The organism is Pseudonocardia ailaonensis, assembly GCF_039531635.1.
Lineage (GTDB): Bacteria > Actinomycetota > Actinomycetes > Mycobacteriales > Pseudonocardiaceae > Pseudonocardia > Pseudonocardia ailaonensis.
This window is the reverse complement of the sequence record NZ_BAAAQK010000026.1, coordinates 1-14,370: the sequence shown is the minus strand read 5'-3', so window position 1 is coordinate 14,370 and position 14,370 is coordinate 1. Positions and strand designations below refer to the sequence as shown.

Genomic DNA, 14,370 nt, shown 5'->3' with positions numbered 1-14,370 from the left:
CTCTCAGAGCAGCGCCGTGATCGAGTCCGCGGCCTTCAGCGCGGAGCCGGTCAGGATCGTGACGACCGTGTCCCCGGGGGAGATCGCACCGCGCCGCGCGAACTCGGCGAGGGCCGGGACGACCTGCGCGCTCGTGGGCTCGGCGTAGTGGCCGCGCCGGGCGAGCCCCAGCGTCGCGGGCCCGATCGCGTCCTCGGGGACGGCGACCATGTCGCCGCCGGATGCCCGGATCGCGGCGAGCACCTCCGGCGCCCGCACCGGTGCGGCGATCGCGGTGCCCTCGGCGATCGTGGGCGACCAGCTGGTCGGCTCGACACCGGTGAACGCGCTGACCAGGGGGCTGACGTTCGCCGGCTGGGAGACGAGCAGCCGCGGCCGTCGCCGGATGGCCCCGGAGGCGAGCAGCTCGCCGAAGCCGAGATGGCAGCCGAGCACGAGGCTGCCCGCCCCGGCCGGGAGCACGACGGCGTCCGGAGCGCCGAAGCCGAGGTCCTCCCAGATCTCGTAGGCCAGCAGCTTCGTGCCCTGCAGGAAGAACGGATGCCAGTTGTGGCTGGCGTAGAAGCGCTCGGCGGAACGCCGGACGGCCTCCTCGGCGGACGCCTGCCGGGGCCCCGGCACGAGCTCGACGCCCGCCCCGTGCGCCCGGCTCTGCCGGATCTTGGCCTCGGACGTCGACTCCGGCGCGAGGATCAGCGCGTCGATCCCCGCGGCGGCGGCGTAGGCCGCGACGGACGAGCCGCCGTTGCCGCTGGAGTCCTCCAGGATCGCCGGCACACCCTGCGCCGCCAGCACCGAGATCATCACCGTGGTGCCGCGGTCCTTGAAGCTCGCGGTCGGGTTGAACCACTCGGGCTTCACCACGACCGGGATCCCGCCGAACTCCATGGGCAGCAACGGGGTACAGCCCTCACCCAGGCTGACGGGCGGCACCGGCCCCGGCAGCGCGGCGGCGTAGCGCCACTGCGAGCGGCGGCCGGTGTCGACGTCGTCGCGGGTGATCCCCGGCAGCGGCTCGACCAGGAGCGGTGAGCCGTCGTCGCCGCGCCAGCGGGGCTCGTCCAGCGGATAGGTCCGGCCGGAGCGGTCGACGAGGCGGGCGGTCACGCGCAGATCATGCCGCGCGGAACTGCTCGGGCCGCTCGGACGGGGTCTCGGCCAGGGCCTTCGTGACACCCGCGGCGTCGAGGTCCGTTCCGTACACCGGGGTACCGGGCTGCTGGCGCCAGGACTCCTCGAGGCTGCCGCCGTCGACCGGGTCGAAGCCCAGCTCGTCGACCAGCGCGAACACCGTGTCCTTGCCGGCGCCGGGGGCACCGGCGATCGGCAGCGCGATCCGCTTCTCGGCGCCCTTCGGCGCGCCCTGGGTCAGCAGGTGCTTCCAGAAGATGCCGTTGAAGACCTTGTAGACCGGCACGCCGAGCTGCTGCGACACCCACACGCTCTCGGCGAGGCCGTCCTCGATGGCGTCGATCCGGCCGTCGCGCTCGCGCGGGTAGTAGTTGTTGGTCTCGATCACCGGCGCACCGTCGCGGGCCTTCGCGACGATGCCCGGCGCGAGATCCGGGACGCATCTCTGCGGGATGCTGACGATCACCAGGTCCGCGTCCGTGGCGGCGTCGGCGGCCCAGACGGGCGTCGCACCGGTCTCGGCGGCCAGCTCCGCGAGGGTCTCCGGATCCCGCGAGTTCGCCACCTTGACGTCGTGCCCCAGCGCGGCCAGCCGCCGGGTCAGGCTGCCGCCGATGTGCCCCGCTCCGATGATGCCGATTCTCATGTGGGCGCCAACCCCGACGGGCCACCCCCCATTCCCCGTGAGTGCGGATGGTCGCCGGGGCGACCATCGCCACTCACGACCCCTGGGCCGTCTCGCGCCGTCGTCGCAGAAAGGTCTGCTCGGCCGCGTCGTCGGTCAGCGCGATCGCGGCGTCGTAGGCCTCGACGGCCTCGGCGGCCCGGCCCAGGCGGCGGAGGAGATCGGCGCGGACCGCGTGGAAGGGGTGATAGGCGCCCAGGTCCAGGTCGTCGACCAGGGCGAGGGCCGCCTCCGGCCCGTCCCGCTCGGCCACGGCGACCGCCCGGTTCAGGGCGGCGACCGGACTCGGGGTGATCGCGAGCAGCTGGTCGTAGAGCGCGACGACCTGCGCCCAGTCCGTCCGTTCCCCGTCCGTGTGCACGGCCTGGATCGCCGCCTGCACCTGGTACGGACCCGGTCGGCCGCGCCGCAGGCACTGCCGCACCAGCTCGTGGCCCTCCGCGACGAGCCCGGCGTCCCAGAGCGAACGGTCCTGCTCGTGGAGCGGGACCAGGGTGCCTCCGGAGCCGGTGCGGGCCGGGCGGCGGGCCTCCCCGAGCAACATGAGCGCGAGGAGCCCGCGGACCTCAGGCTCGTCCGGCATGAGGTCGAGCAGCTGGCGGCCGAGCCGGATCGCCTCGGTGGCGAGATCCGTGCGGGGCAGCGAGCCGTGCCCCTCCGTGTACACCAGGTAGACGACGGCGAGGACGGCGTCGAGCCGTTCCGGCAGGTCGACGTCGTGGGGCACCCGGTAGGGGATGCGGGCGTCGCGGATCTTGGCCTTGGCCCGCACGATCCGCTGCGCCATCGTCGCCTCCGGCACGAGGAACGCCCGCGCGATCTCACCGGTGGTGAGCCCGCCCAGCAGCTTCAGGGTGAGCGCGACCCGGGCGGGCGTGCCCAGGGCCGGATGGCAGCAGGTGAAGATCAGCCGGAGCCGGTCGTCGTGCACGGGACCTTCCTCCTCCGGCTCGGACCCGGTGTGCAGGACGAGCGCCTCGACGTGCTTCTCGTCGCGGACGCGCTCGCGGCGGAACCGGTCGATCGCCTTCCGCCGGGCGGTGGTGATGATCCAGCCGGCCGGGCTCGGCGGCATCGGCGGCCAGCGGGTCGCGGCCTCGGCGAAGGCGTCCGCGACCGCCTCCTCGGCGAGGTCGATGTCGCCGAGGAGGCGGACGAGCACGGCGACGGCCCGGCCGTACTCCTCGCGGAAGACCTGCGTGACCTGATCCGTCACGACCAGAAGAACGGGCGGACCTCGATGGGCAGGGTGGTCGCCGCGGCGGCCTTGCGCCCCCACTCCAGCGCGGCGTCCAGATCCGGGGCGTCGATGATCGTCAGGCCGCCGAGGTACTCCTTGGCCTCGGCGAACGGTCCGTCCGTGAGCAGGGCACCCCCGTCCCGGACGACGGTCGCCGTCTCCTGGCCCGCGAGCCCGCCGGAGAAGACCCACACCCCGGCCGCCTTCATCTCGTCCTGGTTCGCCCGGACGTTCTTCATGATCGCGTCCAGCTCGTCCTTCGACGGCGGGGTGCCCTCGGGCTGGTAGACGCTGAGCAGGTAGTTCGGCATGGCTTCCTCCCGGTGTCTCCGGGCCGGTCCGTCCGGCCCGCACCCTCTACACGGGCGGGCCCGGCGGGAATCGACATCCGGCGGAAAAATCTTCCCGGAGACGACGACGCGCCGCACCCCGCAGGGTGCGACGCGTCGTCCGGTGGTGGGAGCGTCAGGCTCGGCGGTTCTCCGCGCTGACCATCCAGGCCTGCTTCTCCAGGTCGTGGATGATCGTGTGGAGCAGGTCGGCGGTGCTCGGGTCCTCGGCGTCCACGGTGTCGTGCACCGCGCGCACCGTGGCCGCGGTCCGGTACAGCCGCTCGGTGATGTCGTTGACGACGTCCGTGGTGTTCAGCTCACCCGGGAGCATCAGCGGCAGCGAGGTCGACTCGGCCACGGTGGTGGGCCTGCCGTCCGGCACCGCGTAGAGCGCGCGCATGCGCTCGGCGACGGTGTCGCTGTGGTCGCGCGCGAGGTCGACGATCTCGTCGAGCTGCAGGTGCAGGTCGCGGAAGTTGGCCCCGACGACGTTCCAGTGGGCCTGCTTGCCGTCGAGGTGCAGCGCGATCAGGTCGACGAGGACCCGCTGCAGGCTCGCCTCCAGCTCGGGGGTGGCGGTGAAGGCGCGGGAGGTGGGGACGGTGGTGTTCTTCGCAGCGGTGGTCGGCATGACTCCGTTCTACTCCTTCTTTTGACTGAGTCAAGTTAGTGACTCCGTACAGGGTGAACGCGTAGGCTTGCCTTCATGGACGATCCGACGACACTCCTGCGAGCGAAGGGCCTGCGCAGCACCCCGCACCGCCGGGCCGTGCTCGCGGCGCTGCGCGAGCGGTCGCACGCGACCGTGGTCGAGGTCGCCGAGGACGTGGCCCGCCTCGGCGCCGCCGCCGGCCCCGCCGCGGTCTCGGAGCTGTCCCGACAGGGCCTCTACAACGTCCTGGAGGACCTCCGCCGGGTCGACCTGGTCCGCAGCATCGAGCCCGCCGGCTCGCCCACCCGCTTCGAGCTGCAGCACGGCGACAACCACCATCACCTGGTCTGCCGGGTCTGCGGCACGGTCAGGGACGTCCCCTGCGCCACCGGCACCGCCCCCTGTCTCACCCCCTCCGACCAGGCGGACTTCGTGATCGACGAGGCCGAGGTCCTCTGGTGGGGGACCTGCGGCGCCTGCGCGGCTACCCGCGGGGGAGCGTGACCCGGACGGCCGTGCCGCGTCCGCCCTCCGGCGGGGCGGCGTCCTGGACGACGATCGTGCCGCCCAGTGCCTCGGTGATCCGGGCGCAGGTCGACAGCCCGATCCCGGTGCCGCGGGTGGCGTGGTCGTGGGCCAGGCGCACGAACGGGTCGAAGACGCGTCTGCGCTGGTCCTCCGGGATGCCGGGGCCGTTGTCGCTGACCTCCAGCGTCCACCCGTCCGGGCCTGCGGCGGCGCGGATCCGCACGCGCGGGGCGACGCCGGGGCGGCCGTGCTCCAGCGCGTTGGCGATCAGGTTCTGCAGCAGCCGGTGCAGCAGGGCCACGTCGCCGCGCACGTGCTCGGGCCCCTCGTAGCTCACCTCGCCGGCGGCCGCGCGGATCTCGGCCGCCAGGTCCTCGACGAGTGCGGCGACCATGCCGGGGAGGTCGACGTCGGTGATCTGCGGGCGGACGTCGAAGGTGGCGTACTCGAGCAGGCCGTCGACGACCGTGCGCATCCCGGTCGCCGCGTCGAGCGCCGAGCCGATGCAGTCGGCGGCCCGCGCGGACGTCTCGTCCCGGAAGGGGCCGTCGGCGAGCCGCAGGAACCCGAGGACCGCGGTGAGCGGTGCGCGCAGGTCGTGGGCGACCCGTCCGGCGAACTCGGTGAGCTCGTCGTCGGTCCGCCCCGGCCGTCCGGGTGGGCCCGCCTCGCGTTCCCGCCGTTCCAGGACCGCCCCGGCCTGTGCCGCGAGGACGTCGACGACCTGGCGCTGCCGCTCGTCGAGCGCCGTGGCGTCCACGGTGAGCGATCCCCGCACCACGCCGTCGTTGCCGCGCAAGGGGATCGCGCACGCGGCGCCGGTCGTCGGGACCGCCTGGTCCGCGAGCGAGATCGCCGAGAGTGCGCCCGACAGCTGCGTGGCGAGGCGGGCGATGCCGTCGAGCTCGGGATCGGGGCCTGTGTTCACCGGTCCTCGTCGAGGGCGGTCATCGGCGGACACCCAAGGGGGACAACGGGTGTCGGTGAGCGTTCATGGCCGATGAGGATAGAGAGGCGCGCCGCGCGGAACGGCCGTCCGACCGGAAAGTGGCACGCACTTCCCCTGGTCGGCGACGCTGCTCACGCTGGGTGTCGGGTTTGCGGCCCCGTGCATCCACGGAGCGGTGGCGGAGCTGGTGCTTAGGTCAATATGTATGAACAAAGTATTGACGTCGCTCCGTGGCGCTCGTACTTTCGAGTGTGAGCCCCGCACGAGCGTCGAAGAGGACCCCGCATGAGTGAACCGGCAGAGCTGTTGACCTTCGGCCGCGCGGGCGTGGACATCTACCCCCTGCAGGTCGGCGTCGGGCTGGACGAGGTCGAGACCTTCGGCAAGTTCCTCGGCGGGACCACCGCGAACGTCGCCGTGGCCGCCGCCCGCCTCGGCCGCCGCACCGCGATCGTCACCGGTGTCGGCGCCGACCCCTTCGGCCGTTACGTCCGCGCGGAGCTGCGCCGGCTCGGCGTGAACGACGAGCACGTGGTGACGAACCACGAGTACCCCACACCCGTCACGTTCTGCGAGATCTTCCCGCCGGACGACTTCCCGCTGTACTTCTACCGCAAGCCCAGCGCCCCGGACCTGCAGGTCACGGCGGCCGACATCCCCGTCGACGCGGTGCGCGAGGCCGGTCTGCTGTGGCTCTCGGTCAGCGGGCTGTCGGAGGAGCCGAGCCGGGGCGCCCATCACGAGGCGCTCGCCGCCCGCGCGGGCCGGCCGACCGTGCTGGACCTCGACTACCGGCCCATGTTCTGGACGGACGCGGCGGCCGCCACCGAGCAGGTCCAGAAGATCCTCGGGCAGGTCACGGTGGCCGTCGGCAACCGCGAGGAGTGCGAGGTCGCGGTCGGCGAGACGGACCCGGAGCGGGCGGCCGACGCGCTGCTCGCCGCGGGCGTCGAGCTGGCCGTCGTCAAGCAGGGCCCGAAGGGCGTGCTGGCGAAGACCCGCTCCGAACGCGTGGTGTCCCCGCCGATCCCGGTCACCCCGTACAACGGCCTCGGCGCGGGCGACAGCTTCGGTGGCTCGCTCGCCCACGGCCTGCTCGCGGGCTGGCCACTGGAGAAGGTCCTGAGCCGGGCCAACGCCGCGGGCGCGATCGTCGCCTCCCGGCTGGAGTGCTCGACGGCGATGCCGACCGCTGCCGAGATCGACGTCCTGCTGTCCGGGGGAGACCCCAACGAGAAGGTGAACCCGTGAGCGAGCTTGCGAGCGAGCCGGTGTCGCACCAGCGCTTCGCGACGAACTACGACGAGGTCCGGGACATCCGGACGTTCGAGCCGCACCGCATCCCCGAGCTGCTGCGCTCGCGCGCCCGGCGCCCGTTCGTCCCGGCCGACGGCCGCCTGATGATCGTCGCCGCCGACCATCCGGCCCGCGGCGCGCTCGGCGCCCGCGGCCGTGCCGACGCCATGGCCAGCCGCCCCGAGCTGCTCGACCGGCTGCGCGCCGCACTGGGCCGCCCGGGTGTCGACGGCGTGCTCGGCACCGCGGACATCCTCGAGGACCTGCTGCTCATGGGGGCCCTCGAGGGCAAGGTCGTGGTGTCGTCGATGAACCGCGGCGGCCTGCAGGGCGCCACGTTCGAGCTCGACGACCGGCTGACCGGCTACGACGTCGCGGGCACCGCGGCCGCCGGGTTCGAGGCGATCAAGATGCTGACGCGCATCGACCTGGCCGATCCGGCGTCCGTCGCCACCCTGGAGCTGTGCGCGCAGGTGGTCACCGACGCCAACCGCGCCGGCGTCGTCGCCATGGTGGAGCCCTTCCTGTCGAACCGGGTGGACGGCAGGGTGGTCAACGACCTCTCCCCGGAGGCGGTGATCAAGTCCGTGCACATCACGCAGGGGCTGGGCTCCTCCAGCGCGTACACGTGGATGAAGCTGCCCGTCGTCGACCAGATGGAGCGGGTGATGGAGGCGACCACGCTGCCCACGCTGCTGCTCGGCGGCGATCCGACGGGGGCGCCCGAGGAGACCTACGCCTCCTGGAAGGCGGCCCTGGAGCTGCCGTCGGTGCGCGGGCTGATCGTCGGGCGGGCGCTGCTCTACCCCGAGGACGACGACGTGGCCGCGGCCGTCGACACCGCGGTGTCCCTGGTCAGGCCGGCGGACGTGGTGGCGGCATGAGCGAGCGTGCGAGCGGATCATCTACCCGGAGCGAGTACGTGATTCCCGCCGGCAGCGGTGCCGCGGACGGGTACGAGCTCGAGGTCACCCCGAAATCGGCCGGCTGGGAGCACTCCAGCCTGCGGATCCTCTCGCTCGCACCGGGTGCGGCCAGGGTCGTCGAAACCGGCACCGAGGAGATGTTCGTGGTGCCGCTCAAGGGCTCCGCGCTCGTCACACTCGGTTCGGAGACCCATGACCTGGAAGGCCGGGAGTCGGTCTTCGAGGGACCCACGGACGTCTCCTACCTGCCGATCCGCTCCACGGTGACGCTCTCGTCGGAGTCCGGCGGCCGGTTCGCCCTGTGCGGCGCGCAGTGTGCGGTCGAGCTGCCGTTCCGGTACGGCCCCAAGGCCTCCGTGCCCGTGGAGCTACGCGGCGCCGGGCAGTGCACCCGCCAGGTACGCAACTTCGGCGCGGTCGGCGCCTTCGACGCCGGCTCGATGATCGCCGTCGAGGTCATCACCCCCGGCGGCAACTGGTCGAGCTACCCCGCCCACAAGCACGACGAGGCGGGCCCGCACGAGTCCGAGCTCGAGGAGATCTACTACTTCGAGATCGCCCCCGGACCGGCGGGACAGCCGGGGCTCGGCTTCCACCGGACGTCCGGCTCGCCCGGCCACGACATCGACATCATGGTCGAGGTCCACGACCGCGACACCGTGCTGATCCCGTGGGGCTGGCACGGTCCGTGCGCCGCCGCACCCGGGCACGACATGTACTACCTCAACGTGATGGCCGGCCCCGGCGACGAGCGCGCCTGGCTGATCACGGACCACCCCGACCAGGCCTGGATCCGCGACACGTGGGCGTCCCAGGCCGTCGACCCCCGACTCGGAGGGCAGTGATGGGCACCGTTCGGCTCACCGTCGCGCAGGCCACGGTGAAGTTCCTCGCGGCGCAGTACAGCGAGCGCGACGGCGTGGAGCAGAAGTTCTTCGAGGGCTGCTTCGGGATCTTCGGCCACGGCAACGTCGCGGGGCTGGGCCAGGCGCTGCTGCAGGCCGAGCTCCTGGCCCCGGGCGAGATGCCCTACGTCCTGGGCCGCAACGAGCAGGCCATGGTGCACACCGCCGTCGCCTACGCGCGGATGAAGGACCGGCTGCAGACCTGGGCCGTGTCCTCGTCCGTCGGGCCCGGCGCGACCAACATGGTCACCGGCGCCGCGCTCGCTACCATCAACCGGATCCCCGTGCTGCTGCTCCCGGCCGACACCTTCGCCGACCGCTCGGCGTCGCCACTGCTGCAGGAGCTGGAGCAGCCCTTCGCCGGCGATCTCACGGTCAACGACTGCTTCCGCCCGGTGTCGAAGTACTTCGACCGGGTCTGGCGGCCCGAGCAGCTGCCCGCGGCCCTGCTGAGCGCGATGCGCGTGCTCACCGACCCGGTCGAGACCGGCGCCGTGACGGTCTGCTTCCCGCAGGACGTGCAGACGCAGGCGCACGACTGGCCCGTCGAGCTGTTCGCGAAGCGGGTGTGGCACGTGGCGCGGCCGCTCCCCGAGCGGGCCGCGCTGGCTCGTGCGGCGGAGATCATCCGCTCGGCGACGCAGCCGGTGATCGTGGCCGGTGGGGGAGTGCACTACTCGGGCGCGACGGAGGCGCTGCGGGCACTGTGCGAGGCCACCGGCATCCCGGTCGGGCAGAGCCAGGCGGGCAAGGGCACGCTGGTGTTCGACCACCCGCAGTGCCTGGGCGCCATCGGGTCCACCGGCACGACCGCGGCCAACGCGATCGCGCGGGACGCCGACGTCGTCATCGGCATCGGGACGCGTTTCTCGGACTTCACCACGGCGAGCCGCACCGCGTTCCAGAATCCGGACGTCCGGTTCGTCACCATCAACGTGGCGCCGATCGACGTCGTCAAGCATTCGGGGACCGCGGTGCTCGCGGATGCGCGCGAGGCACTGGAAGCGTTGCGGCCCTTGCTCGACGGCTACGCCGTGGAGCCGGCCTACCGGGAGCGCTACACCGCGCTCGACGCCGAGTGGGCGGCCACGGTGAAGGCCGCCTACGAGCCCGAGGAACTGACCCAGAACGTGGTCATCGGGCTCGTCAACGAGCTGACCGACCCGCGCGACGTCGTGGTGTGTGCCGCGGGCTCCATGCCCGGTGACCTGCACAAGCTCTGGCAGACGCGGGACGCGAAGGGCTACCACGTCGAGTACGGCTACTCCTGCATGGGCTACGAGGTCGCCGGCGGTCTCGGCGTGCGGCTCGCCTGTCCGGACCGGGACGTGTTCGTCATGGTCGGCGACGGCTCCTACCTGATGATGGCCACCGAGCTCGCCACGGCGGTGCAGGAGGGCATCAAGGTCATCACCGTCCTGGTCCAGAACCACGGCTTCGCGTCCATCGGCTCGCTGTCGGAGTCGCTGGGCTCGCAACGGTTCGGTACGAGGTACCGCTACCGGTCGGGCACGGGCCGCCTCGACGGCGACGTGCTCCCGCTCGACCTGGCCGCCAACGCCGAGAGCTTCGGGATCCGCGTGATCCGCACCAAGACGCCGGCGGACTTCGCAGCCGCGATCGCCGAGGCCAAGGCGGCGCCGGACAGCTCGGTGATCTACGTCGAGACGGACCCGCTGATCGGCGCCCCGGACTCGGAGTCCTGGTGGGACGTGCCCGTCAGCGAGGTGTCCGAGCTCGACTCCACCAAGGCCGCTCGCGAGGTCTACGACGCGCGCAAGGCCACCCAGAAGACGTTCCTGACGCCCGGTACCTGAGGAGAGAGATGACGAACACCCTGCACCACTGGGCCAACGGGCAGAAGGTCGACGGTAAGTCGGGCCGGTTCTCCGACGTCACGAACCCGGCGACGGGCGAGGTGACGGCGTCGCTGCCGCTCGCCTCCGCGGAGGAGGCCGCCGAGATCATCGCGGCGGCGAAGGAGGCCTTCCCGGCCTGGCGGGACACCTCGCTGGCCAAGCGGACCCGGATCCTCTTCAAGTTCCGCGAGCTGCTTGACGCCCGGGCGCCGGAGCTGGCCGCGATCATCACGGCCGAGCACGGCAAGGTCCTCTCCGACGCCGCCGGTGAGGTGGCGCGCGGGCAGGAGGTCGTGGAGTTCGCGTGCGGGATCCCGCACCTGCTCAAGGGCTCGATGACGGAGAACGCGTCGACGAACGTGGACGTGGCCTCGATCCGCCAGCCGCTCGGCGTCGTCGGGATCATCTCGCCGTTCAACTTCCCGGCCATGGTGCCGATGTGGTTCTTCCCGCTCGCCATCGCCGCGGGCAACACCGTGGTGCTCAAGCCCTCGGAGAAGGTCCCCACAGCGGCGTTGTGGATCGCGGAGCTGTGGCGCGAGGCGGGGCTGCCCGACGGCGTGTTCAACGTGCTCAACGGGGACAAGGTCGCCGTCGACGCGTTGCTCACCTCGCCGGACGTCAAGTCGGTCAGCTTCGTGGGCTCGACTCCGATCGCCCGCTACGTCTACGAGACGGGCACGGCGCACGGCAAGCGGGTGCAGGCGTTGGGTGGGGCGAAGAACCACATGGTGGTCCTGCCGGACGCGGACCTGGACCTGGCTGCGGACCAGGCGATCAACGCCGGCTTCGGCTCGGCGGGTGAGCGGTGCATGGCGATCTCGGCGCTGGTGGCCGTGGGGGACATCGCGGACACGCTCGTCGACAAGATCGCGTCGCGCGCCCGGGGCCTGAAGACCGGTGACGGTCGCCGCTCGTGCGACATGGGCCCCTTGGTGACGGCGGCGGCGCGGGATCGGGTGTCGGGCTACATCGACGCGGGTGAGGCCGCGGGCGCGACGCTGGTGGTGGACGGCCGGCAGGGTACCTACGACGCGGACGGGTCGGGCTTCTTCGTCGGGCCGACGCTGTTCGACAACGTGGGCACGGACATGAGCATCTACACGGACGAGATCTTCGGGCCGGTGCTGGCGGTGGTGCGGGTGGACTCCTACGAGGACGCGGTGGGGCTGGTCAACGCGAACCCGTACGGGAACGGCACGGCGATCTTCACCAACGACGGTGGGGCGGCGCGGCGTTTCCAGAACGAGGTGGAGGTCGGGATGATCGGCATCAACGTGCCGGTCCCGGTGCCGATGGCCTACTACTCGTTCGGGGGCTGGAAGAACTCGCTGTTCGGCGACACCCACGCCCACGGCACGGAGGGCGTCCACTTCTTCACCCGCGGCAAGGTCGTCACCACCCGCTGGCTCGACCCGAGCCACGGCGGCATCAACCTGGGCTTCCCGCAGAACAACTGACCCTGTGACTGGCGATGGTCGCTCCGGCGACCATCGCCACTCACGAGGTGGGGCAGGATGACGGTCGTGACCAGCCCCGGACCTCCGCCCGCCGGACCGGGGTCGATCGCCGTGCTGCTCGCGATGGTGGGCCGGCGCGTGCGCGAGGAGATCGACTCGGCGCTGCGCCAGGAGCAGCTCGCCATGCGGCACCTCTCCGCGCTCGGGCACCTCGCCCGCCGGCCCGGGATGTCCTACAGCGAGCTCGGCCGCCGGGCGGGGGTGACCGCGCAGAGCATGCAGGCGACCCTGCGCCAGCTCGAGGAGCGCGGGGCCGTGGAACGGCGGACCGAGCCCGGCCGCGGCCGGGTGGCCGAGCTCCACGTCACGGCGGACGGACGACGGCTGCTGGCGACCGCCGAGAAGGCCGTCGCCGAGGTGGAGCGCGTGATGCTCGCCTCGGTGCCCCGGCCCGAGCGGGCCCTGCTCGCCCGCACCCTGATCGGCATGGTCGGGCGGCTGGGCGAGGACGCACCCTGAGCCGCAGGTGCTAGTTTCAGTCTGACTGGAACTGATCGCTCTCGATGGTGGCCCTCCGAGGCCCGGCTCCCGTTCCGCCGGAACGCCGTCGACGGCCCCAGTTTCAGTTGGACTGAAGGAAGAGCGGCCGATTTCGGGGCCGCGGAGGGAGGTACGCATGACCGCCGTGCTGCTGTCGATCCATGTCCTGGCGGCCATCGTGTTCATCGGACCGGTGACCGTGGCCACATCGATGTTCCCGCGCAGTGCCCGTGCGGCCCTCGCGGGTGACGGTCCGCCGGGCGCGGTGGAGGTCCTGCACCGCATCAGTCGCGTCTACGCGGTGCTCGGGGTCGCCGTCCCGGTCTTCGGGCTCGCCACGGGCGCCGCCATGGGGGTGCTGGGCGACGCGTGGCTGATCGCGTCCCTCGTCCTGACCCTGCTGGCCGCCGGGATCCTCGGCCTTCGGGTGCTACCGGAGCAGGCCGTGGTGATCCGGGCCCTGCGTGGGGAGGCCGAGGTGGCGCCCCGGACCGTCCGCGGACTCTCGATGAGCTCGGGGTTGTTCGCCCTGGCCTGGGCGGTCGTCGTGGTGCTGATGATCGTGCGCCCCGGCTCGACGACGGGAGTCTGAGATGGGCCTGCGGATCGCCGCCGCGGCGGAGGCCGTCTCCCTGGTGGTGCTGCTCGTCAACCTGGTGACGCTGCACCTGCGGCCGGTCACCCAGCTGGCCGGCCCGCTGCACGGCTGCGCGTACCTCGCGGTGATCGCGCTGACCGTCGCCTCGACCCGGGCGGGACGGGGGCGCCTGCTCGCCCTGGTCCCGGGAGTCGGCGGGGCGCTCGTGCTGCGATTCCTGGCGCGCACGGAAAGAGCGTCTCCCACCGGCGGCCGCGGAATTGCTTCGCCCCCGCGTTCGCGACACATCCGGTGAGAGACGCTCATCGGGTACAACGGCGCGAACCGCGCGGAGATGCGCGCCCGAACGGGTGGTCCGAGCCCACTGCCTGCGGTGATGTGATCACAGCGGGCTGTCCGGATGCCCTGGACGGGGTGGCGCGGACGCGTTCTGCGGAGTGATCACCGCCAGATCACGTCGCGGGCGGAATTCTGGTGCGGTCCGGATCACGTTGGGCCCGAACACTTCTGAACGGTGGAGCGCGGAGGGACCACTCCCGGACCGCGCGCCGGCAGGCGCCCGTGTGGCGGCTCCGCGGGGGCGCCGGACCCGATGGCCGGCGGAGCGGCTCTTTCGCGCGCACACGCCGCGCGCACACGCGAGGGACGCGAGTGCGACGACGAGGGCATCGCACGCCTCCCTCGAAGGTGTGACCGCCGTCATGAAGGCCGAAATCTGCCGTTCACCTGGCCGAAACGCGCCGTGCATGCCCGTCCGCAGGCCGCTGAGCTGCGAGAACAACCCCACAGGCCCCGAGGGGACCCCGATTTGACCCGTGCCGTGGGCAGGGCGTAACTTTCTCGTTGTCAGCGAGACGCCGGACAGAACGGGCCTCAGAGCCCGGTCAACAGGCCCGCTGGCCGCCCCCGAGCCGGACCCCCCGGAATCAGCTTGATTTCTGGCGGGTGTACGGTTGGGAAAAGCCCCGGAAGTTCTCCGACAGGAGATCCATGGTGTGCGGGTGTCCTTTGAGAACTCAACAGTGTGTCGAGCTAGTAATACCGAGACTGGTAGAAGTCGTGCCAGTTCATTTTTGGGCTCGTAATCCCGACCCCGTCGGGAGCGAGCCCGCCAGCTAGAGCCAGATTTTGTTGGAGAGTTTGATCCTGGCTCAGGACGAACGCTGGCGGCGTGCTTAACACATGCAAGTCGAGCGGTAAGGCCCTTCGGGGTACACGAGCGGCGAACGGGTGAGTAACACGTGGGTGACCTGCCCTCCACTCTGGGAT

Annotated in this window: 15 protein-coding genes and 1 rRNA gene; 10 read left to right on the top strand and 6 right to left on the bottom strand. The window is 72.0% G+C overall.

The window, feature by feature from the left end:
* Positions 1 to 3: 3 nt before the first annotated feature.
* From ABD324_RS31610 to ABD324_RS31590, 5 genes are all read right to left on the bottom strand, one after another.
* A complete protein-coding gene (locus ABD324_RS31610) occupies positions 4 to 1,107 on the bottom strand; it encodes a threonine synthase (protein WP_344425593.1) in 1,104 nt (367 codons plus the stop codon).
* 7 nt (positions 1,108 to 1,114) lie between these two features.
* A complete protein-coding gene (locus ABD324_RS31605; RefSeq protein ID WP_344425590.1) occupies positions 1,115 to 1,777 on the bottom strand; it encodes an NADPH-dependent F420 reductase in 663 nt (220 codons plus the stop codon).
* Between the two features lie 73 nt (positions 1,778 to 1,850).
* Complete coding sequence (locus ABD324_RS31600) at positions 1,851 to 3,032, bottom strand: RNA polymerase sigma factor (protein WP_344425587.1); 1,182 nt, start codon at positions 3,030 to 3,032, stop codon at positions 1,851 to 1,853.
* Entirely contained in the window at positions 3,029 to 3,367 is a 339-nt protein-coding gene (locus ABD324_RS31595; RefSeq protein WP_344425584.1) for a YciI family protein, read from the bottom strand. The genes ABD324_RS31600 and ABD324_RS31595 overlap by 4 nt, the downstream gene beginning before the upstream one ends.
* Before the next feature lie 154 nt (positions 3,368 to 3,521).
* Entirely contained in the window at positions 3,522 to 4,019 is a 498-nt protein-coding gene (locus ABD324_RS31590; RefSeq protein ID WP_344425581.1) for a Dps family protein, read from the bottom strand.
* A gap of 75 nt (positions 4,020 to 4,094) precedes the next feature.
* Between ABD324_RS31590 and ABD324_RS31585 the strand changes: the two genes are divergently transcribed.
* A complete protein-coding gene (locus tag ABD324_RS31585; RefSeq protein ID WP_344425577.1) occupies positions 4,095 to 4,544 on the top strand; it encodes a Fur family transcriptional regulator in 450 nt (149 codons plus the stop codon).
* Here the strand turns inward: ABD324_RS31585 and ABD324_RS31580 are convergent.
* Complete coding sequence (locus tag ABD324_RS31580) at positions 4,525 to 5,496, bottom strand: sensor histidine kinase (protein WP_344425574.1); 972 nt, start codon at positions 5,494 to 5,496, stop codon at positions 4,525 to 4,527. The genes ABD324_RS31585 and ABD324_RS31580 overlap by 20 nt on opposite strands.
* 306 nt (positions 5,497 to 5,802) lie before the next feature.
* Here ABD324_RS31580 and iolC point away from each other — a divergent pair, with 306 nt between their 5' ends.
* The 9 genes from iolC to ABD324_RS31535 all read left to right on the top strand — a co-directional run.
* Positions 5,803 to 6,768 (top strand): 5-dehydro-2-deoxygluconokinase, encoded by a 966-nt coding sequence (gene iolC, locus ABD324_RS31575; RefSeq protein WP_344425571.1) that lies wholly within the window; start codon positions 5,803 to 5,805, stop codon positions 6,766 to 6,768.
* A 65-nt stretch (positions 6,769 to 6,833) separates the two neighbouring features.
* Positions 6,834 to 7,697, top strand: coding sequence for a class I fructose-bisphosphate aldolase (locus ABD324_RS31570; protein ID WP_425565945.1), 864 nt, complete (start codon positions 6,834 to 6,836; stop codon positions 7,695 to 7,697).
* Positions 7,694 to 8,584, top strand: coding sequence for a 5-deoxy-glucuronate isomerase (iolB, locus tag ABD324_RS31565; protein ID WP_344425566.1), 891 nt, complete (start codon positions 7,694 to 7,696; stop codon positions 8,582 to 8,584). The genes ABD324_RS31570 and iolB overlap by 4 nt, the downstream gene beginning before the upstream one ends.
* Positions 8,584 to 10,461 carry a 3D-(3,5/4)-trihydroxycyclohexane-1,2-dione acylhydrolase (decyclizing) gene (gene iolD, locus ABD324_RS31560; protein ID WP_344425563.1) on the top strand — a complete coding sequence of 626 codons (1,878 nt, stop codon included), beginning with the start codon at positions 8,584 to 8,586 and terminating at the stop codon, positions 10,459 to 10,461. Before iolB ends, iolD begins: the two co-directional genes overlap by 1 nt.
* Positions 10,462 to 10,469: 8 nt before the next feature.
* Positions 10,470 to 11,963 (top strand): CoA-acylating methylmalonate-semialdehyde dehydrogenase, encoded by a 1,494-nt coding sequence (locus ABD324_RS31555; protein ID WP_344425560.1) that lies wholly within the window; start codon positions 10,470 to 10,472, stop codon positions 11,961 to 11,963.
* 57 nt (positions 11,964 to 12,020) lie between these two features.
* Entirely contained in the window at positions 12,021 to 12,482 is a 462-nt protein-coding gene (locus tag ABD324_RS31550; protein ID WP_344425557.1) for a MarR family winged helix-turn-helix transcriptional regulator, read from the top strand.
* A 157-nt stretch (positions 12,483 to 12,639) separates the two neighbouring features.
* Positions 12,640 to 13,095 (top strand): hypothetical protein, encoded by a 456-nt coding sequence (locus ABD324_RS31545; protein WP_344425554.1) that lies wholly within the window; start codon positions 12,640 to 12,642, stop codon positions 13,093 to 13,095.
* Between the two features lies 1 nt (position 13,096).
* Entirely contained in the window at positions 13,097 to 13,396 is a 300-nt protein-coding gene (locus ABD324_RS31540; protein WP_344425551.1) for a DUF3817 domain-containing protein, read from the top strand.
* Positions 13,397 to 14,229: 833 nt separating this feature from the next.
* Positions 14,230 to 14,370: ribosomal RNA gene (locus ABD324_RS31535) — 16S ribosomal RNA — on the top strand; the annotation flags it as partial.